The following is an 18,986-nucleotide window of genomic DNA, read 5'->3' as shown; positions in this document are numbered from 1 at the left end:
TGCGTTCGGGTCAGCAGGGCGCGATCCCGAAGCGGGCCTGTTCGGCCACAGCCGCTCGCCCGTCCGTCCATGTCGGCTGCCAGAGCAGAAAGCCTCGCTCCATCCGGTGCAGACGGTCAGACGGCCCAGCAGCCACAGCCGAGCGCTCCCCAGAAGCCTTGAACATCGCCCGCTGGCACGGCCGTGCCGAGTGCTGCTGCGTGGTCATGGCCATGGATCCCGCAAGCCGCGCGACAGCCACAGGCCGATGCCAGCTTGGCGCCAACCTCGGGTTCGCGGTGATGGCCGCCTGTGGTTCGCACGGGCGACCAGTCGGGCATGGGCAGCGGCAAGGCCGGGGCGAGGGGAGCAAAGTCGCCTTCGCCATGGACCACATCGCCGCCGAGTATCGTCAGCGCGGATCGGATATGCGCGATGTCGTGTTCGGGCACAGTGAAGAAGTCGGCCGTCAGCAAGGCGCAATCGGCGAGTTGGCCCACCTTGATCTGACCTTTCTTGCCCGTCTCACTCGAAAACCAGGTGTTCTCGTGTGTCCACATCGACAGTGCCTTTTCGCGGCTCACCCGGTTGGCGCCCGGATAGAGCGAGAGTCCGCCGACAGTGCGGCCCGTGACCAGCCATGACAGGCATACCCATGGATTGTAGCTGGCGACCCGCGTCGCATCGGTGCCCGCGCCGACGGGGATGCCCGCTGCGATCATGCGGGCGATCGGCGGCGTCCGCTCGGCCGCCCGCGCGCCGTAGCGCTCGACGAAGTCCTCGCCCTGAAAAGCCATGCGGTGCTGCACCGCGATGCCCCCACCCAGTGCTGCGATACGATCGATGTTGCGATCGCTGATCGTTTCGGCATGGTCGAAGAACCAGTTGATGCCGGTGAGCGGAATGTCGCGGCTGACCTTCTCGAAAACACCCAGCGCTCGCGTGATGGTCTCGTCATAGGTCGCGTGCAGTCGCCATGGCCAGCGGTTCTCGGCCAGCAGCCGGATGACCGGTTCAAGATCGCCTTCCATCGACGGCGGCATATCGGGTCGGGCGACCCGGAAATCCTCGAAATCGGCGGCGGAATAGACCAGCATCTCCCCGGCGCCATTGTGGCGGTAGGTGTCGTCTCCCTGCCCCGGGGTGACCTGTTTCACCCAGCCGGCGAAATCAGCGAGCTCTTCTTTGGGCTTTTGCGTGAACAGGTTGTAGCTGATCCGCACCGTCAGCTGGCCTTCTTCGTGCAGATGTTCGATCACCCGGTAATCGTCGGGATAGTTCTGGTAGCCTCCGCCTGCATCGATCACGCTTGTGACCCCAAGCGAATTGACTTCGCGCATGAAGTGGCGGGTGGAATTGATCTGGTATTCCACGGGCAGTTTGGGCCCCTTGGCAAGGGTCGAATAGAGGATCGTTGCGTTGGGCTGGGCCAACAGCAGCCCTGTGGGATTGCCGCCTGCATCGCGCATGATTTCGCCGCCTGGCGGGTTTGGCGTATCTTTGCCGTATCCGACCGCGCGCAAGGCTGCGCCATTGAGCAATGCGCGATCGTAAAGGTGGAGGATGAAGACCGGCGTATCCGGGGCGATGGCATTGATTTCGGCAAGAGTCGGCAAGCGCTTCTCGGCGAACTGGTGCGCGGTGAACCCCCCGACGACCCGCACCCATTGCGGAGCCGGGGTGCGGTCAACCTGAGCCTTGAGCATTGCCATCGCGTCCGCCAGCGTCGGCACGCCGTCCCAGCGCAGCTCCATGTTGTAGTTCAGCCCGCCGCGGATGATGTGCATATGGCTGTCGATCAGGCCCGGGATGAGGCGGCGGCCGCCCGCATCGATGATCGCGGCATCCGGAGCCGCCTCGCGCGCCTCGGCCTCAGTTCCCACCGCAAGAAAGCGGCCATCCCGGACCGCGATCGCCTCGGCCATCGGATTTTCGCGGTCGAGCGTGGTGATGCGGGCATTAACGATGATGATGTCTGCGTTCACGTCTGCGCTTGCCTTGCCTTGCGCCAGCAGCCGGGCGGGGAAGAACGATGCCGCGGATGCGCCGATGGCAGCGGCGATCGCTTCGCGGCGCGATGCGCTCATGGCGTTTCGTCCGTTGCCTGAGGCAGGCCTGTCACCCGCTCGGCGCAGTTCGCCTTCCAGAACAAGGCGACCTCCTGCCCATGCAGCACCCGTTTCGCCAGCGGCACGGCCTGTTCGCCCAGCAACATACCGAGCAATCCCAGCAACGCGATCGCCGGGGGAGCAGGCGAGCGTGTGCCGAGCAGGCTGTAGATGGCGCCGACCATGAGGCCGATGGCCATTGCAACGAGATAGGGCTTCATGGGCAGGAGGCTCCCGGACGGGGCTGGGGATCGGGACGCGTCAATGCCCCGCCGGATGAGGTGCCTCATGCGCAAAGCTGCCGCGCTGCGGCGCCTTGTGAACCATGGTATAGGCGTAATCGACACCCATGCCGTATGCGCCGAGATGATCGCGCACGATGTCCATCAAGCCGTCGTAGGTCGTCCGGTTTGCCCAGTCGCGCTGGAGTTCGAGCATGGCGTTGATGGTCGTCAGCGAATGGCCGCCCGCCTGCTCCATCCGCCGGATCGCGGCGTCATGCGCTTCAGGAGAGGTGCCGCCCGATGCGTCGGTCACCATGAACACCTCGAAGCCCTCCTCGATCGCGCAAAGCGCCGGGAAAAGCAGGCACGCCTCGGTCCACAGCGCGGCGATGACGATCTTCTTGCGCCCGCTCGCCTTGACCTGCGCCACCAGCGTTTCGGAATCCCACGAATTCATCGAGGTGCGTTCAATCGGCTTTTGCTGCACGACATCGAGCAGTTCGGGCCAGATATAGCCGGAAAACGCGGCGGTCTCGACAGCGGTGAGGATAATGGGAACGCCGAACAGCTTGGCCGCCTTGGCGAGTGCGACGGTGTTGTTCTTGAGTGTCTGGCGATCGATGCTGGTGACCCCGAAGGCCATCTGCGGCTGATGATCGATGAAGATGAACAAGGTGTCGTCAGGATTGATCAGTTTCTCGGAACGGAAGGTCATGGGGATGTGCTCCTGTCGAAACGTCAGTGGGCCTGAAGATGCGCTTCGAGCAGCCAGAGCTGCTTGTCCGCATCACGGGAGATCTGCGTGAACACATCGGCCGTGTCGGCATCGCCAGCACTCTCCGCCCGGGCAATGTCGCCGCGCACGGCCTTGCCGAAACTGGCAAGGCTCGCGGACAGCGCCTTGAGATGCGCCTCGCCTCCAGCGGCTTCGAGCGGATAGCCGTAAAGCGTTGTCGCGGCGGCCGTGGTCGTCACTCTGCCATCAGCGACATGGCCGAGCGCGGTGATGCGTTCTGCGATGGTGTCGACGAGCTCTTCGACGACACTGTGCAGACTGTCGAACAACTGATGCAGCTGCAGGAAGTGCGGGCCTTTGACGTTCCAATGCGCCTGCTTGGCCTGCGCCTCGAGGTCGAGCGCGTCGGAAAGGCGCGCCTGCAACAACACGCAGGCGGCCTTGCGGACGTGTTCGGGAAGGTCGATGCGGCTGGTGAAGGTCATCAGATCAACCCCGGATGAAGGCGAGAATATCGGGATTGATGATTTCGGGATGGGTCGAGGCCATGCCGTGCGGCAAGCCGGGATAGACCTTGAGCGTGCCCTTGCTGAGCAGCTTGATCGCCAGCTCTGCGGAATGGGCGATCGGCACGATCTGATCATCGTCGCCGTGCTGGATCAGTACCGGCACGGTGATCGCCTTGAGGTCGGCGGTGAAGTCGGTTTCCGAGAAAGCCTTGATGCAATCGTAATGGGCCTTGGCACCGCCCATCATGCCCTGCCGCCACCAGTTGTCGATCAGCCCCTTGCTGACCTTCGCACCCGGTCGGTTGAAGCTGTAGAACGGGCCTTCGGGGATATCGCGGAAGAATTGCGCACGATTGGCGACAAGCGCGGCGCGGAAGCCGTCGAACACCTCCAGGGGAAGCCCGCCGGGATAGGTAGCCGTATCGAGCATGATGGGCGGCACCGCGCCGATCAGCACCGCCTTGGCAACGCGGCCGGGCTTGGCGCGGGCCACATAGCGCGTCACCTCGCCCCCGCCAGTCGAATGGCCGACATGAACCGCGCCCTTCAGGTCGAGGTGATCGGTCAGTTCTGCCACATCGGCGGCATAGGTGTCCATTTCATTGCCGGTGTCGGTCTGGCTGGATCGGCCATGCCCGCGGCGGTCGTGGGCGATGACGCGGAAGCCTTCCATCAAGAAGAACATCATCTGGTTGTCCCAGTCATCCGCGCTCAGCGGCCAGCCGTGGTGGAAGACGATCGGCTGCGCGTCCTTGGGCCCCCAGTCCTTGTAGAAGATCTGCGTGCCATCCTTGGTGGTGATCGTACCCATCCTGCGTTCTCCTGAAGCCGGGTTGCGTGGCGAGGCGGCGAGGGTGGGCGAGCCGACCAGGCCTGCAGCAATGCTGGCAGCGGCAATGAACTGGCGGCGATCAAGGCCATCGGTGTTGGTGGTCATGCCCGTTTCCCTTCGTGCACCATCAAGGTGGCTGAGGGACGGAGCGGCCGAAACCCCCGAACGGGGGGCGGGTAGAGCCGCTTTCAGGTATCTCCAAACCCACAAGAGGTGTGGTATTCCGCTGCCTATCGCGACCAGATGTCCCAGGAGGGGAACGCAATTCCCATGTCCGCCGCCCCCGCCTCACCCATTCGGGTATTGATTGTCGATGATCATCCGATCCTGCGTGAAGGTGTTGCGGCCATCATCGAGTTGCAGGACGACATGGTGGTCGCGGGAAATGCGGCCAATGGCGCCGAAGCCATCGTCCAGTTCGCTGCGCTGCGCCCGGATGTGGTGCTCATGGATTTGCAGATGCCGGGCATGGCCGGCGTTGAGGCGGTCGAAGCGATCCGGGCAGACTATCCCGACGCGCGGATCATCATTCTCACGACCTACACCGGGGACGCCAAGGCACTCGCGGCGATGCGCGCAGGGGCTTCCGGCTTCCTGCTCAAGAGCAGCCTGCGCCGCGAACTGCTTGGCGCCATTCGCGCCGTCTATCGCGGCCAACGCCACCTTCACGCCGACGTTGCGCAGGATATCGCGCTTCATGCCATCCACGAACAACTCACCGCGCGCGAGGTCGAAATCCTGCAGCTGATCGCAGGCGGGCACCCCAACAAGCAGATCGCATGGCGCCTTGGCGTGGGCGAGGAGACCGTCAAGTCGAACATCAAGAGCATCTTTGCCAAGCTTCAGGTCAATGATCGCACCCACGCGGTGACGACAGCAGCGCGGCGGGGCATCATTGAGCTTTGAGCCGGGCCGCCTGCGTAACCTGGCTCGCGCAGTCGCGGCCGCGCTTCTGATTGCGCTGATCGCTCCGCTATCGAGCGCCGCGCAGCCGGTGCAGACCAGCGCCACCGCCATGCCGCTTGAGGGATACAAGTTGCGGCATTGGTCGCTGGAAGAAGGCGCACCCGGGCGCATCAACGCCATCGTCCAGACACGCGACGGTTTCCTCTGGGTGGGCGGCGTGGAGGGTCTTTACCGTTTCGACGGGCTCAACTTCGAGCGGATCGGGCCGCGACCGACCGATCCGGGGCGGATGGTCGTTGCCCGCCTGCTTGCTGCACGCGATGGAACCCTGTGGATCGGTTTGGCACGGCGCAAGGGCGTGATGATCTTGCGCGGGGGCAAACTCGCCTCGGCCCGGATGCCCAACCCCTCCAGAGAGGTGAACGACATTGTGGAGGGGCCGGACGGGGCGATATGGGTCACGCGCGGAGGCCGGGCAACGAAGTCTCTGGCGCGCTGGCACAAGGGCACCTGGACCGAGTTCGACACGTCCTCTGGCTTGCCCGAAAAGCCCGTCTGGAACCCGCTGTTCGCGCGCGACGGCACAATGTGGCTGACGAGTGAGGACGCGGTCTACCGCAAGGAAGCCGGGCGCGAGCGGTTTATCTCTACCGGCATCACGACCCTGCCCAGAGCGACCTTGGCCGAGGCTCCCGACGGGACGATCTGGCTGACCGAGAAGCAGCAAACCCGCATGATCGCAAGAAGCGGGCAGCTGGTCACCGGCGGACCGCGATTTCCGACGCCGTTCGGCATCCGCAGCGTGTTCGACCGCCATGGTGACCTGTGGATCGCCACATGGAGCGATGGTGTCTTCCGCTTTGCCAACCCCGGCTCCCCGCGTCGGCAAGGGGCTCACCTGACAACGCGCAATGGCCTGCTATCCGATCCGGTGCGCGCGGTGTTCGAGGATCGCGAGGGCAATGTCTGGATCGGCGGAGAGATGGGTCTCAACATGGTGCGGCGCGTGCCCATCAACCCGGCGCGCGGCGTGCCGTCCGATCCTGCCACGAACCATATGCTCGCGGCAGACAATTCGGGCGATGTCTACATTGCCAATGACCGGGCCGTATTCGCAATTTTCGCCAGCAAAGATCCGCTGAAGGTCTGGACGTCGCCGACACTGATCGAAGCCATCTGTCGGGCAAGGGGCGGAGGGATATGGATTGTGCTGCGCGGCAAGGCTGTGCGGATGAAGGAAGGCCGCATCGGCCCCTCTTTCGCCTTGCCCGATGATTTTTCGGCCAACTCCTGCGGCGAGGATGCCGAGGGGCGGGTCTGGTTGCCCGCGCTCCAGAAAGGCCTGTTCGTGCTCGAAAACGGGCAAGCCAGGGCATGGCCGGGGGTCGATGGTACCGCACATATTCCGGGTAACGTCGCAATCATGGCTGATGGGCGAGCCGCGATCCATTTCCGCGGCACCCGACCCGGCTCGTCTGCCATGCCCTTTGTCGCCCTGACCGACAGCAATGTTTCAAGTGACGGTGTCGAAGGCCTGCTTCCCGGTGCGCGCACGCTCTACATCAGCGGTGCGGCAGGCCTTGCCGCCCCTTTGATGACCGGCAGCCCGATGCTCCCCTCGCGCCAATACCCTTGGGCGAGCTCGATCAATGGGTTGGTCCAGACCACCGGTGGCGAGACATGGATGATCGGCGATATCGGCGTTGTGCGGCTGAAAACTGCCGACTTGGACCGGGCCTTCGCCAAGCCCGGCGCCCCGGTGCCCTATCGCATTTTCGATTTCCGCGATGGGCTCAGCAGCTTCGTCCAGAAGTCTGCGGGCACCCAGATCGTGGCAGGGGGCGACGGACGCATCTGGTTCGCGACGCGCGACACGATCGAGACGATCGATCCTTCTGCCCTGATGGCCAACCTGCGGCCCCCCGGCCAGCTGATCCGGGCTGTCGCCTTCGGTCAGCAAAGCGTGCCGGCCGTCTCCGGTATGCAGATCGCCGCGAACGTGACCGCCTTGACCATCGAATACACGGCGACCGGCCTTGCAGCGCCCCAGCGGGTGCAGTTCCGTTATCGGTTGATCGGCGAGAGTGACGACTGGATCGAGGCCGGCACGCGCCGCAGCGTTGGCTTTGCCGATCTTGACCCGGGGCATTACCGGTTCGAACTGCTTGCCGCGAACGAGGACGGGGTCTGGAACAGCAAGCCAGCCGTGCTGGAATTCACCATTGCCCGAGCCTTCTATCAGACGTGGTGGTTTCGCGCGCTGGTGGCATTGGCGGTGATCGGGTGTCTCTACCTCGTCTATGTCATTCGCGTGCGGCAGCTGAGCAGCCAGATCCGCATCCGCATGATGGCGCGCACCAGCGAGCGCGAGCGCATCGCAAGGGAGCTGCACGACACCATGATCCAGGGCGTGCAGGGTCTGATCTTGCGCTTTCAGGCTGTCGCAGACCGCTTTGCCGATGACGATGCGGCGCAGGCCATCCTCCAGCCCGCACTGGAGCGGGCCGAGGAGGTGCTGGTCGAAGGCCGCGAGCGGGTGACCGGACTGCGCAAACCGCGCAGCCGCGATTTTCACGAGGAACTGATCCGCCTGGTCGGCAATCCGATTTACCCGCAGGACAGAATGGCCCCGCTCGCTCTGGCGCGGACGGAACGTCCCATCGCTCCCGGAATTATCGACGACCTGCTGATGGTGCTGGGAGAAGCGCTCGGCAATGCCGCCCGCCATTCACAGGCATCACGCATCGAAGTCGGGCTGCGCTACGGCAGGCGCACCTTCTCCGCCTATGTCCGGGACAACGGCATCGGGATGCACGATGACCTTGTCGAAACGGGCAGCAAGCCGGGGCACTTCGGGCTGGTCGGTATGCGCGAAAGGATGCACTCCATCGGCGGGAAGCTGGTGGTGGAGAGCGCGAGCGGCTTTGGCACAGTGGTGGAACTGCGACTGCCAGCGAGGCTGGCTTACGCGAAGAGGATCGAACGATCCCCAAGACTTTGACCGCGCCTCACCACTCGGGTGAGCGTTTCTCCAGAAAGGCCGTGATGCCCTCGATCGCGTCGGGATGGACGATGTTGCGCAGCGCCTCGCCTTGCACGAAGGCATAGGCCTCGCGCACCGGCATCCGGCTCTGATGGTGGAACGAGCGCTTGCCTGCGCGCAGCACCGAGGCAGGTTTGCTCGCGATGGTGCTGGCCAGCGCGTCGACGGCAGCGTCGAGCTCGCAGACCGGATGCACCGCGTTGACAAGGCCGATCCGCAAGGCGTGCTCGGCCGGGAACAGGCTGCCGGTCGCCAGCATCATCATCGCGTGCTTGCGGCCGACGCCGCGCTCCAGCAGCACCTGCGGCGTGTGGCACCAGAAGCCGATATTGACCCCCGGCGCGGCAAAACGCGCCGCGTCGGACGCGAGCGCCAGATCGCAGGCCGCGACCAGCTCGCATCCGGCCGCGGTGGCGACGCCTTCGACCTTGGCGATCACGATCTGCGGCTGGGCCATGATCTGCTGCATCAAGCCGACCAGCCCGGCAAAATCCTCACGCAAGGCATCTTCGCCGGGGTTGCCGGTGAATTCGGTGAGATCGTGACCGGCGCTGAAAATCCGACCGCCTGCGCCGGAGATGACAATCACCTTCACATCCTCGCGCGAGGCGAGGGCTTCGAGCGCCGCGCACAGCGCCGCCACCAACCCGGCTGAGAGACTGTTGCCCTGCCGCGGGCGGTTGAGCACCAGCGACGCCACCGCGCCATCTACCGCCAGCAGCACCGGCGGCGCAGCGTCGCTCATTTCAGCGCCATCAGATAATCGACGATAGCCTTGCGCTTGGCAGCGTCCTTGACCCCGGGGAAGGCCATCTTGGTGCCGGGAACCACCGATTGCGGCGCGGCGATGAAGCGGTCGAGGGTGTCGCGGTTCCAGACCACGCCCGACTTCTTCATCGCTGGCGAGAAACCATACCCCGCGACGGCTCCGGCCTTGGTGCCCGCGACACCATAGAGGTTGGGGCCGAAGCCTGATCGTTCGCCCTGCTTGACCGTGTGGCACGCGGCGCAGACCCCGAAGGCGGCAGGTGGTGCGGGTGGCGGCGCGGCGGCTGCGGCGGTGACGGGCGCCGATGATAGCGTGGCCAGCGCGGCGAGCGGGGCGGCAGCGGCCAGCAGGAAGAGGGTCTTGGTCATGGAGGCAATCCTTGGGTCGAGGCCTTGGGGGCGGTCAGGCGGTGGCCGAAAGCTCGGCCTCCATCACCTTGCGCATCTCGATCTTCTGCGCCTTGCCGGTGACGGTCATGGTGAAGCTGTCGACGATACGCACGTGGCGCGGGACCTTGTAGTGGGCGATCTGCCCCTTGCAGTGGGCGATGACGTCCTCGGGCTGGAGCGCTGCGCCGGGGCGGGGGATGACCCAGCAGCACACTTCCTCGCCATAGACATCGTCTGCCACGCCGAACACCTGCGCATCGGCAATGGCCGGGTGGGTGAGGAGATATTCCTCGATCTCGCGCGGGTAGATGTTCTCGCCGCCGCGGATGATCATGTCCTTGATGCGGCCCGTGATGCGGACATAGCCGTTCGTGTCCATCGTCGCGAGGTCGCCGGAGTGCATCCAGCCTTCCGCATCGATCGCCTCGGCAGTCTTTTCGGGATCGTCCCAGTAGCCGAGCATCACTGCATAGCCGCGCGAGCAATACTCGCCCTGCTCCCCGCGCGGCAGGGTCGCGCCGTCGGGGCCGATGATCTTGGCCTCTGCATGGGGGTGGACGCGGCCGACGGTCTCGACGCGTTCGGTCAGCGGATCATCGGTCGCGGTCTGGGTGGTGAGTGGGCTCGTCTCGGTCATGCCGTAGCCGATGGTGACTTCGGTCATGTTGAGCTTGTCCATCACGCCGCGCATGGCGGTGACGGGGCAGGTGGCCCCCGCCATGATCCCGGTGCGCAAGGTGGAGACGTCATAGTCCCCCAGCCCGGTCTGCCCGAGGATGGTGATGAACATGGTCGGCACGCCATAGAGCGCGGTGCAGCCCTCGGCCGCCACGGCCTGCAAGGTCGCCACCGGATCGAAGGCCTCCCCCGGATAGACCATCGCCGCCCCGCTGGTGAGCGCGGCTAGGTTCCCCAGCACCATGCCGAAGCAGTGGTAGAGCGGCACGGGGATGCAGATGCGATCTTCCGGCCCGACATTGATCGTCTTCGCAGTGAAGAGGCCGTTGTTGAGGATATTGTGGTGGGTGAGCGTCGCGCCCTTGGGAAAGCCGGTGGTGCCGCTGGTGAACTGGATGTTGATCGGATCGTGGCACGACAGCCCCTCAGCCGCCGCCGCGAGCCGCGCCGGATCGGCCTCCGCGCGCAGGTCGTCCCACGCCTTGAAGCCATCGTGGCGCTCTTCGCCCAGCGCCACCATCAGCTTCAGATGCGGCAGGCGCTCCGGCCCCAGCTCGCGCAGCATGGCGATATAGTCGCTGGTCTTGAACCGCGCGGCGGTTACGAGCGCGCTGCACCCGACCTTGTTCAGCGCGTATTCGACCTCGCTGATGCGGTAGGCGGGATTGATGTTGACGAGGATCGCGCCGATCTTGGCGGTGGCGAACTGGATCACCGCCCACTCGGCGCAGTTGGGCGCCCAGATGCCGACGCGGTCGCCGTTCGCCACCCCCAGATCGAGCAACCCGCAGGCGACCCGCCCGGCCTCGGCCTCCAGCTCGGCCCAGGTCATGCGGATGCCCTGATGCATCGAGACCAGCGCCAGCCGGTCGCCCCAGCGCGTCGCCGCCTGTGTCAATGCTGCGCCGATGGTATCCGTCAGAAGCGGGGTCGATGTCGGCCCCTTGGCATAACTTTCCATTCTCACCGCGCCACGTTGATGACCTGAAGCTGGGCGTATTCTGCCAGCCCTTCGACCGATTGCTCAACCCCGAGGCCGGAATTCTTGAAACCGGCCATCGGAATATGCGGCCCGATGGCGACGTGCTGGTTGACCCACACCTGCCCGCTCTCGATCCGCCCGGCAATCTGCGCGGCGCGCGCGACGTCCTTCGACCACACCGATCCGCCGAGGCCATAGTCGCTGCGATTGGCGCGCGCGATGACGTCCTCGACATCGTCGAAGGGGATCACGGGGAGGATCGGGCCGAACTGTTCCTCGTCGACGATGGTGTGTCCGTCCGACACATCGCGCACCACGGTGGGGCGCAGGAAGTAACCGTCGCGCTCGATCACCTCGCCCCCGGCAATGATGGTGCCGTCGCGGCGGGCAGTTTCGAGGAAGGCCTTCACTTTCTCGAACTGCATCTTGTTCTGGATCGGGCCGATGGTGGTGCCCTGTTCCAGACCGTCGCCGACGATGGCTTCCTCGGCGAGGCGCGCCAGCTCGGCGCACATCGCATCGTAGATGTCGGCGTGGACGTAGGCGCGCTTCACCGCAAGGCACACCTGCCCGCAATTGAGGAAGGCATTGCCGAAGATCGCCTTGGCAGTCTCCTTCACATCGACATCCTCGAGCACGATGGCCGGATCATTGCCGCCGAGTTCCAGCGTCACCCGCTTCAAGGTGTTCGCGCCCGAGGCGGCAATCGCCTTGCCGGTCGCGGTCGATCCGGTGAAGCCGACCTTGGCGACGTCCGGGTGGCCGGTGAGATAGGGGCCGAGGTCATTGGCATCGGTGATGATATTGACGACGCCTGCGGGGAAGATGTCGCGGCACAGCTCGCCCAGCCTCAGCGCGGTGACGGGAGTGGTGGGGGCAGGCTTCAGCACGATGGCATTGCCCGCCAGCACCGCCGGGCCGATCTTCCAGCAGGCGACCAGCAGCGGGAAGTTCCAGGCGATGATCCCGACGATCACGCCCAGCGGGCGGTGCTGGACGGCGATGTAGCCGGTCTCGTCGTCCTGGATCACCCGGTCGGGCAGTTCGAGCGTGGCATAGTGGCGCAGATAGCCCTCGGTCCATGCGACCTCACCCATCGCTTCGGGCAGGGGCTTGCCCTGTTCCTGCGTGATCAGCCGGGCAAGCTCCTCGCCGTTCGCGGCGACGGCATCGGCGAGCGCCACCAGCTTCGCCTGCCGCTCGGCAAAGGGCACCGCCGACCACCCCGGCACCGCCGCCTTGGCAGCAGCAATGGCGGCATCGGCATCGGCCTTGCTGGCGTGCGGCACGCTGGCGAAGGGCGCGCCTGTCGCCGGGTTGATCACGTCGAGCGTGGCGCTGCCCTCCACCAGCGCGCCGCCAATCAGCATCCTGTAGCCGGTCATCCTGCTGTCTCCCTCAGCCCGTATTTTTTCTCAGAACGTCGTGCCCACCGTCACCCCATAGGTGCGCGGCGCGGCCACGTGGTTGTAATCGAACCCGAACCCGGCCAGCAGGTCGACCCGCGAGGTGAAGTAGAACTCGTTGGTGAGGTTCTTCCCCCAGATCGAAGCGTTGAACCGCCCATCGGCGCTCTCCCAGCGGATGAAGCCCGACAGCAGCGCATAGCCGTCCTGTTCGAGCCGCGGGGTGTTGACCACGTCGAAGAACTGGCTGGCGGTGTAGGCGAGGTCGAGCGTGCCGCTGAAGGTGCCTGCATCGCCTTCGTAGAAGGTCGCATCGATCCCCGCCGAGGCGGTCAGGGCAGGGGCGTTGGTGAGGTCGTTGCCCGCCACATTCGCGCCGCTGACCGTGCCGCGCTCGATCTGCGCGTCGAGCACGCCGATGCTCCCCCTCAGCGTCACTCCGTCCGAAGGCCGCGCGGTCAGCTCCGCCTCGCCGCCCCAGATGCGCGAGCGCGGGATGTTGAGCAGGGTCTGCGCCGCCGTGGCCGGATCGACGTTGATGAACTGCTGGTTGCGGTACTTGTAGTAGAACGCCGCCAGATTGAGCGTCACCGCGCGGTCGGCGAACTGGTTCTTCGCGCCCAGTTCGAAGGAATCGACTTCTTCCGCTTCGGCCACGTTCAGCTCGGATGGGTCGAAGAAGGCCTGCGCATTGAAGCTCGGCGCGCGGAAGCCGCGGCTGTAGGTGGCGTAGATGAGGTTGTCGGGCGTCACCTGGAAATCGAGCCCGATCTTGCCCGACAAATTGCTGATCCCGTAGCTGAGCGGGGTCGCCGGGGTCGGGATGGTCACGCCCAGCACCGCGCCCGACGGCCCGATCTGCTGCGCGATGAAGTTCGGCTGGCGCCCGGTGTCGCGGGTGAAGCGCAGGCCGCCTTTGAGGGCAACCACCTCACTCAGCTCGAAACTCATGTCGGTATAGATCGCGAAGCTCTTCTTGATCTGGTCGAAACTGTTGCCGAACTGGCAGGCCTCGCCAGCCGTCGTCGCGGCGCAGTCGGCGTCGTTGACTACCCCGTTGCCGTCGACATCCCCGCCCGAGGCGACATCCTGCGCGATCTTGAAGGTCGAGGCGTTGAACACCTTCTCGCGGTTGTAATAGGCGCCGAGGATGAAGTTGAACGGCCCGTCGAAATCGCTGGTGAGGCGCAGGTCCTGCGCGATCTGGTTGGCGCGGGCGGAATAGGGGATTTCGAGCAGGGCGATGCCCTGACCATCCGTGTCCTCGATGAAGTTGAGACTGCCCTTGTCCCACGATGTGATGCTGGTGAGGGCGAGGGTGTCGCTGAGGTCGATGTTCGCCGTCAGCGCCAGCGAGTAGGTGCGCGCGCGGCGGCGCGAGGTTTCGTTGGCGGCGATCTCGCGTTCGGAAAGCCCGGCGCGATTGACCGCCTCGGGCTGGGCGAAAATGCCGTAGTTGCGCGGGTTCTGGTAGCTGGTCGAGCCGCGCAGGGTGATGTCGACTGTCTCGGACGGCTCGAAATAGAGCGCGGCGCGCAGGCCATATTCGCTGACGCTCGCAAGGTCCGGCTCGCCCGGCAGCACGTTCTTGAACCACCCGTCGGCCCGCGCGAAGGTGCCCGCGACGCGCAGCGCGGCATTCTCGCCCAGCGGGGTGTTGATCGCGCCGTTCACATCGATGCGGTTGTAATTGCCGTAGCCGAGGTTGAGATAGCCTTCGGTCTCGCCCAGCTTGGGCGCGCGGCTGATGAGGTTGACCGCGCCCCCGGTGGTGTTCTTGCCGTAGAGCGTGCCTTGCGGCCCGCGCAGCACCTCGACCCGCTCCAGATCGAACAGCGCGATCCCCAGCAGCGCGAAATTGCCCTTGTAGACCTCGTCATAATAGGTCGCGACCGGGCCCGACTGGTTGAGGCTGAAATCGTTCAGCGACACCCCGCGCAGCGCAAAGATCGGCGTGTTCTCGCCCACGGTCGAGGTCAGTTGGAGGTTGGGCACCTTGGTGACCAGCTCGTCAATCTGGGTCGTGCGCCCCTTCTCCAGCGCGTCCCCGCCGACGGCCGAGACCGAGATCGGCACATCCTGCAGGTTTTCCGAACGCTTGTTGGCGGTGACGATGATCTCGCCCGACTGTTCGGCTTCGGCTTCTGCCTCGGAGTCCTGCGCTGCCGCCGGTGTGGCCGCAAGGCACGCCACAAGGGCAAGGCTGGGAACCGAAAAGGCCGTCAAAACTGGCTTACGCATAGCAACACCCCCTGAATTGCGATCAATGATCCCGCGTGCGTTCCCCCATCGCTGCGAGAAGACTGGCCCTGGTCGCTTCACGCTCGAGCCGGAGCGGTTGGCGACGAAGCTGTGAAATTTCGGCCGCCGAATAGGGCTCGAAGTCGGCGGGCATATTGCTCCGGTCGAAGCGCTGGAGCGTCCAGTTGAGCAGTTGCGCAAGGCGCGCGTCGCTGAGATCGACCGAGGCAACGCCAGGCACCCGCGCCAGGAATTCGCGCCCGCCGGGCACGTGCAGGAACCGCGCGACCTCGCCCTGCAATGGCGGAGTGTGGGCGATGTCGCCGCCGCCCTCGGGCTGGTGGCAGCCCTGACACTTGAGGATGTAGTCGATGTGCGCCTGTTCGGGGTTGGCAACGCCCGTCATGGCGGAAGGCGACCCTTGCGCAGCGGCGCTGGCGGCGAGCGCCATCATTGCGGTCAGCAGCAAAGGGCGCCCCGCACCCGTCACCCGGCATCCTCGGTCGCCACGCCGACGATCACGGCGAGCGAGCAATTGTAGATGCTGCTCTCGGTCCCGAGGCACCAGTTGTAGTCGTTGTTCGCTTGCGGCCTGACCTGCGGGCGGTCGCCCTCGTTGCGGTTGCACAGGCATTGGCCGCAGGAAGACGCGCCGCAGCAGTCATTGTAGCTGATGACATAGGCGCGCCCGTCGGCCGGGTTGGTGCAGGTGCCGATCCAGGTGATCGGGCTGACCTCGGTGCCGGGCGGGCAGGTGTTCACCGTGCCCCCGCAGCACGAGCACAGGAAACCGTCGATCGCGCAGTAGCGCCAGTAATCGCAGGAGGTGCGATCGCCCGGGTCCTGCGCCGAGCCCGAGGTCACCGGCTGGCGCCCGCTCGCGCCGCCGCCATGTTGCGGTGTCGCCGCACGCGCGACCGGCAACGCGGGGATCGCCGCAGCACCCGTAGCCAGCATCCCCAGCCACGCCAGCGAAGAGCGCCGCGAGGTGCCGCGCGCGAGGCGGCGCGAGAGATTTTCGGCAAACTTGTCGAACCCGGCCATCAGCGTGTGCTCCCTTCACGGCGGGCGAGGAAATCCTGCAACGAGGCAACCCCGCGCTCCTTGGCTTCGAACAGGCTTTCCAGATGCTCGCGGCTGTTGACGAGGCCGAGCGAGGCGACCCGGCCGCTCTCGTCGAGCAGCACCGCATAGGGCAGCTTGGCGACGCCGAAACTGCGCCCCAAGGCCTCGGACAGCACCAGCGGCAGGTGGGCGATGTCGTGTTGCGCCAGCATCCGGCGGTAGGATGCCTCCTCGCCGTCGCCCGCGATGACGACATCGAGCCAGTCGCCCTCGGCCCGCGCCGAAGCGCGCAGCACCGGCAGGAGCGACTTGCACATCGGGCAATCGGGCGCGGCGAAGAAGACGAGCTGGCTGCGCGCGGCGCGTGTGCCGCCGATGGTGATGCTGCCGCCTTGCGCCGTCCTCAGTTCGACCGGCGTGGGCGCGTCGCCGACATTCACGCTCTGGTGCAGGGTCAGGGCGCCCGCGGGCGCGATCCGCTCGTGCAGGATGCCGACTTGCCGCGCCAGCGCCGCGACCAGCACCGCGAGCACGATGACCGCCACCCAGAGCAGGATTTGCGATGTGAGGATCATTGGCTGGCTCTCCTGTGGCGGTGGTTACGGGCGGTGGCCGGAAGCGCGGCGAGTTCGGATGCGGCGAACCACAAGGCTACGAGCGCGGCGGCGGCAAAGGGGGTTTCGATGCTCCAGACGGCACGCGGCGCGAGCGCGGCAAGCGCTGCCAGCGCGGCAAGGATGGCCGGTCGCACGATTGTGACGATCCCCACCGGCTTTTCGCGCGCGGCGAAATCGCAGCCGCAATCGAGCACCGCGCCCCGGCGACGCAGCAGCGCGAGGGCGTAGAGCGTCCAGATCAGCGCGGCCCCCAGGAGGCCTCCAGCAGCGGTCGCAGGCAGGAGAATGGCGAACGCGGCGAGCGCTTCCAGCACCGTCGCAATCACCAGGACAAGCGCCGCGATCGGAGCGGTGAGACTGAGCAAGCGGGCCACCACCAAAGCAAGCCGGTCGCGGGCAATCGCCTTGTGCGCCGCCGCGCTGAGCAGCACCAGCGCGAGGAACAGGGAGAGGGCGGCCATCCTACGGCACCACCGTCAGCACGGTGGGGTTGAACGCCGCCGTCGCGCCCAGCTTGCGGATCAGGCTGCCGTCGGCAGCGGAGAAGACGTCGATCTGACCATCGGGCCGCGCGACGATCAACGCCGGGCTCGCTTCGCGGGTGACCGTGATCGAGGAGGCAAGGCCGCCAAGGTCGATGCGGCGCAGGCGCTTGTCCGCCACCGGATCGACCACCCAGACTTCGGTGCCGCCATCCTTGTGGCTGCCCTCGCGCCCGTTGGGGCTCATCAGCACATAGAGCAGCCCGGCCGCATCGCTGGCGATCACCTGCCAGCCGCCGGGGCGCCATTCCGGCGCGCCGCCGTCAGCTTTGCCGACATGGGCCGGCGCGGGCAGGGGGCGGGCGGTGTCGCCCGACAGGTCGTAGCCGCGCAATTGGCCGGTATAGCTCACGAACCACGCCGTCTTGCCGACCATCGCCGGCATTCCGAACAAGGGCTGGGTGTCGATATCATGCGCGTTCTCGATCACCTTGGAGGAAGCGACCGTGCCGTCTTCGGCCAGCACCAGCGAGATCATCGATCCATCGGCGCACAGGCTGGAAAAGCCGCGCTTGCCGGTGGGATAGATGTGGGTGCAGCCGGGCAGGTCGATCTCGCCGAGCAGCTTGCGACCCGCCAGGTCGACGACCGTCACCGACTGCGCGGGCGTGAAGTTGGCAACCAGTGCCCACTTGTGATCGTTGGTGAACTGGAAGGTGCCGGTATAGGTCACCGATTGCTGGCGCTTGCCGCCGGGCAGCACGATCTCGCCCTTGGGCTGGAGCGTCGCGGTGTCCCAGACCGTGATGGCATCGGTCCGCTCGCCGCGGGTCAGGCGCGAATAGAACGTCTCGGAGGTGTAGATTTCGCGCGCTTCGGGCGCATAGAGCATATTGGCGAACTGCGCCGCGCGCACCATGCCCTTGAGCGGCACTTGCGGGTTGGCGGTATCGACAATCGCGATCCGTCCATCGACAATGGAGTTGAAGTGGAAGTCGTGCACCAGCACCCAGCTTTTGGGGTAGTCGGCGGGCAGGGTTTCGACCTGCGACAGCTCTTCAATGGGCAGCGGCGGCTCCCCCGGCGCAGCCTTGGCCGTGCCCGTCAGGCCTGTGACCAGAACCGCAACACCAAGCCAAGCGCAGCGCATCATGGATCCCCCTTTGCCCGGCTGGACATGGAACCGGGCAGGGGAATGCTCTCATTGAACGGAAAACCTTGTCAAGTGACCTAAATTGGTCAATCGTCCATTTTTCAATGTCGGGAGTTTTCATGCCATTTTCGAATCTCGAATCCCGCAGATTCAAGAGCATATCGGTTGCAGACCTTGCCTTTCCTCCGCGCGAAGGGGGCTATTCCAAAGGCCACGAGACGCGCGAGCAGATTCTCTCGTCGGCGCTGCACCTGCTGGTGGAAGAAGGATACGGCGCGCTGTCGATGCGCAGGATAGCTGCGGTCTGCGGTCTCAAGATCGGCAATCTCACCTATCATTTCGCAACGCGCGAAGAGCTGATCCGCGCCCTGCTCGATGCCCTGATCCGCGCTTACGAAGTCGAGTTCGACGCGATCCTGCAATTCACCGATGAAACCCCCGAGGAGCGCCTTGCCGAAGTGTGCGGGCTGATCCTCGAGGATATTCGCACCAAGAAGACGACCCATGTCTTTCCCGAGCTGTGGGCGCTGGGAAACCACGATCCCTTCGTGCTGGAACGCGTGCAGGAACTCTACACCCGCGCGCGCCGGTCGCTGCTGGAGATCATCCGCGAATTGCGTCCCGATCTCACGCCGCAGTGCCATGATGATCTGGCGCTGTTCATCTCGGCCTCGATGGAGGGGCTGACGGTTTTTGCAGGCTACGAAAAGCCCTTCGAGGGTCGGATGGACGAGCTGGAAAGAATAGCGATCCAGTCGTTCCTGCGGATCGTGCAGATCTACCAGCCGGCGGTGCCCGAATGAGGGAAGGGCGCAAGCGGGACTGCTGCGCTTTCCTGTGCCGCGCCCTTGTCCGCGAAGCCGGTTG

At 65.5% G+C, this 18,986-nt stretch carries 18 protein-coding genes; 3 read left to right on the top strand and 15 right to left on the bottom strand.

Annotation, left to right across the window (positions count from 1 at the left end; genetic code table 11):
- Positions 1–116 precede the first annotated feature (116 nt).
- From PS060_RS15665 to PS060_RS15645, 5 genes are all read right to left on the bottom strand, one after another.
- Positions 117–1,904, bottom strand: coding sequence for an amidohydrolase (locus PS060_RS15665; RefSeq protein ID WP_273986948.1), 1,788 nt, complete (start codon positions 1,902–1,904; stop codon positions 117–119).
- 158 nt (positions 1,905–2,062) lie between these two features.
- Positions 2,063–2,308, bottom strand: a complete 246-nt coding sequence (locus PS060_RS15660) for a DUF1427 family protein (RefSeq protein WP_273984442.1) — start codon at positions 2,306–2,308, stop codon at positions 2,063–2,065.
- Between the two features lie 40 nt (positions 2,309–2,348).
- Positions 2,349–3,026, bottom strand: coding sequence for a hydrolase (locus tag PS060_RS15655; RefSeq protein WP_273984441.1), 678 nt, complete (start codon positions 3,024–3,026; stop codon positions 2,349–2,351).
- Positions 3,027–3,049: 23 nt separating this feature from the next.
- The gene (gene dps, locus PS060_RS15650) at positions 3,050–3,532 is read right to left on the bottom strand and encodes a DNA starvation/stationary phase protection protein Dps (RefSeq protein WP_273984440.1); all 483 of its coding nucleotides are present in this window, start codon (positions 3,530–3,532) and stop codon (positions 3,050–3,052) included.
- A 4-nt stretch (positions 3,533–3,536) separates the two neighbouring features.
- Entirely contained in the window at positions 3,537–4,367 is an 831-nt protein-coding gene (locus tag PS060_RS15645; protein ID WP_273986947.1) for an alpha/beta fold hydrolase, read from the bottom strand.
- Positions 4,368–4,658: 291 nt separating this feature from the next.
- Here PS060_RS15645 and PS060_RS15640 point away from each other — a divergent pair, with 291 nt between their 5' ends.
- A complete protein-coding gene (locus tag PS060_RS15640; RefSeq protein WP_273984439.1) occupies positions 4,659–5,294 on the top strand; it encodes a response regulator in 636 nt (211 codons plus the stop codon).
- A gap of 88 nt (positions 5,295–5,382) precedes the next feature.
- The gene (locus PS060_RS15635) at positions 5,383–8,295 is read left to right on the top strand and encodes a sensor histidine kinase (RefSeq protein WP_273984438.1); all 2,913 of its coding nucleotides are present in this window, start codon (positions 5,383–5,385) and stop codon (positions 8,293–8,295) included.
- 7 nt (positions 8,296–8,302) lie between these two features.
- Here the strand turns inward: PS060_RS15635 and PS060_RS15630 are convergent, their stop codons facing one another.
- From PS060_RS15630 to PS060_RS15585, 10 genes are read right to left on the bottom strand one after another with little or no spacing between them, the layout of a single operon-like run.
- Entirely contained in the window at positions 8,303–9,082 is a 780-nt protein-coding gene (locus tag PS060_RS15630; protein ID WP_273984437.1) for an enoyl-CoA hydratase-related protein, read from the bottom strand.
- Positions 9,079–9,474: a c-type cytochrome gene (locus PS060_RS15625; protein WP_273984436.1), complete on the bottom strand. Its 396-nt coding sequence runs from the start codon at positions 9,472–9,474 to the stop codon at positions 9,079–9,081. The genes PS060_RS15630 and PS060_RS15625 overlap by 4 nt, the downstream gene beginning before the upstream one ends.
- Positions 9,475–9,508: 34 nt before the next feature.
- Positions 9,509–11,134, bottom strand: a complete 1,626-nt coding sequence (locus PS060_RS15620; RefSeq protein WP_273984435.1) for an AMP-binding protein — start codon at positions 11,132–11,134, stop codon at positions 9,509–9,511.
- A gap of 2 nt (positions 11,135–11,136) precedes the next feature.
- Positions 11,137–12,540: an aldehyde dehydrogenase family protein gene (locus tag PS060_RS15615; protein ID WP_273984434.1), complete on the bottom strand. Its 1,404-nt coding sequence runs from the start codon at positions 12,538–12,540 to the stop codon at positions 11,137–11,139.
- A gap of 30 nt (positions 12,541–12,570) precedes the next feature.
- Positions 12,571–14,802, bottom strand: coding sequence for a TonB-dependent receptor (locus PS060_RS15610; protein ID WP_273984433.1), 2,232 nt, complete (start codon positions 14,800–14,802; stop codon positions 12,571–12,573).
- Between the two features lie 22 nt (positions 14,803–14,824).
- Positions 14,825–15,256 (bottom strand): c-type cytochrome, encoded by a 432-nt coding sequence (locus PS060_RS15605; protein ID WP_273984432.1) that lies wholly within the window; start codon positions 15,254–15,256, stop codon positions 14,825–14,827.
- A gap of 32 nt (positions 15,257–15,288) precedes the next feature.
- Positions 15,289–15,846: a methylamine dehydrogenase light chain gene (locus PS060_RS15600; protein ID WP_273984431.1), complete on the bottom strand. Its 558-nt coding sequence runs from the start codon at positions 15,844–15,846 to the stop codon at positions 15,289–15,291.
- Positions 15,846–16,442 (bottom strand): thioredoxin-like domain-containing protein, encoded by a 597-nt coding sequence (locus PS060_RS15595; RefSeq protein WP_273984430.1) that lies wholly within the window; start codon positions 16,440–16,442, stop codon positions 15,846–15,848. Before PS060_RS15595 ends, PS060_RS15600 begins: the two co-directional genes overlap by 1 nt.
- A complete protein-coding gene (locus PS060_RS15590; RefSeq protein WP_273984429.1) occupies positions 16,439–16,945 on the bottom strand; it encodes a MauE/DoxX family redox-associated membrane protein in 507 nt (168 codons plus the stop codon). Before PS060_RS15590 ends, PS060_RS15595 begins: the two co-directional genes overlap by 4 nt.
- Position 16,946: 1 nt before the next feature.
- A complete protein-coding gene (locus PS060_RS15585; protein WP_273984428.1) occupies positions 16,947–18,119 on the bottom strand; it encodes an amine dehydrogenase large subunit in 1,173 nt (390 codons plus the stop codon).
- Between the two features lie 119 nt (positions 18,120–18,238).
- On the opposite strand from PS060_RS15585, the gene PS060_RS15580 reads away from it, so the two are divergent.
- The gene (locus tag PS060_RS15580) at positions 18,239–18,922 is read left to right on the top strand and encodes a TetR/AcrR family transcriptional regulator (protein ID WP_273984427.1); all 684 of its coding nucleotides are present in this window, start codon (positions 18,239–18,241) and stop codon (positions 18,920–18,922) included.
- Positions 18,923–18,986: the final 64 nt, after the last annotated feature.

Source organism: Erythrobacter sp. BLCC-B19 (assembly GCF_028621955.1).
Classification (GTDB): Bacteria; Pseudomonadota; Alphaproteobacteria; order Sphingomonadales; family Sphingomonadaceae; genus Erythrobacter.
The sequence above is the reverse complement of the archived record's forward strand: the minus strand, read 5'-3'. Positions and strand labels throughout refer to the sequence as shown.

Coding starts and splice junctions, on each gene's coding strand:
- PS060_RS15655 (WP_273984441.1), bottom strand. CDS start 3,026: ATGACCTTCCGTTCCGAGAAACTGATCAATCCTGACGACACCTTGTTC.
- PS060_RS15580 (WP_273984427.1), top strand. CDS start 18,239: ATGCCATTTTCGAATCTCGAATCCCGCAGATTCAAGAGCATATCGGTT.
- PS060_RS15640 (WP_273984439.1), top strand. CDS start 4,659: ATGTCCGCCGCCCCCGCCTCACCCATTCGGGTATTGATTGTCGATGAT.
- PS060_RS15620 (WP_273984435.1), bottom strand. CDS start 11,134: ATGGAAAGTTATGCCAAGGGGCCGACATCGACCCCGCTTCTGACGGAT.
- PS060_RS15595 (WP_273984430.1), bottom strand. CDS start 16,442: ATGATCCTCACATCGCAAATCCTGCTCTGGGTGGCGGTCATCGTGCTC.
- PS060_RS15630 (WP_273984437.1), bottom strand. CDS start 9,082: ATGAGCGACGCTGCGCCGCCGGTGCTGCTGGCGGTAGATGGCGCGGTG.
- PS060_RS15615 (WP_273984434.1), bottom strand. CDS start 12,540: ATGACCGGCTACAGGATGCTGATTGGCGGCGCGCTGGTGGAGGGCAGC.
- PS060_RS15610 (WP_273984433.1), bottom strand. CDS start 14,802: ATGCGTAAGCCAGTTTTGACGGCCTTTTCGGTTCCCAGCCTTGCCCTT.
- PS060_RS15625 (WP_273984436.1), bottom strand. CDS start 9,474: ATGACCAAGACCCTCTTCCTGCTGGCCGCTGCCGCCCCGCTCGCCGCG.
- PS060_RS15600 (WP_273984431.1), bottom strand. CDS start 15,846: ATGGCCGGGTTCGACAAGTTTGCCGAAAATCTCTCGCGCCGCCTCGCG.
- PS060_RS15645 (WP_273986947.1), bottom strand. CDS start 4,367: ATGGGTACGATCACCACCAAGGATGGCACGCAGATCTTCTACAAGGAC.
- PS060_RS15605 (WP_273984432.1), bottom strand. CDS start 15,256: ATGATGGCGCTCGCCGCCAGCGCCGCTGCGCAAGGGTCGCCTTCCGCC.
- PS060_RS15660 (WP_273984442.1), bottom strand. CDS start 2,308: ATGAAGCCCTATCTCGTTGCAATGGCCATCGGCCTCATGGTCGGCGCC.
- PS060_RS15585 (WP_273984428.1), bottom strand. CDS start 18,119: ATGATGCGCTGCGCTTGGCTTGGTGTTGCGGTTCTGGTCACAGGCCTG.
- PS060_RS15665 (WP_273986948.1), bottom strand. CDS start 1,904: ATGGCCGAGGCGATCGCGGTCCGGGATGGCCGCTTTCTTGCGGTGGGA.
- PS060_RS15590 (WP_273984429.1), bottom strand. CDS start 16,945: ATGGCCGCCCTCTCCCTGTTCCTCGCGCTGGTGCTGCTCAGCGCGGCG.
- dps (WP_273984440.1), bottom strand. CDS start 3,532: ATGACCTTCACCAGCCGCATCGACCTTCCCGAACACGTCCGCAAGGCC.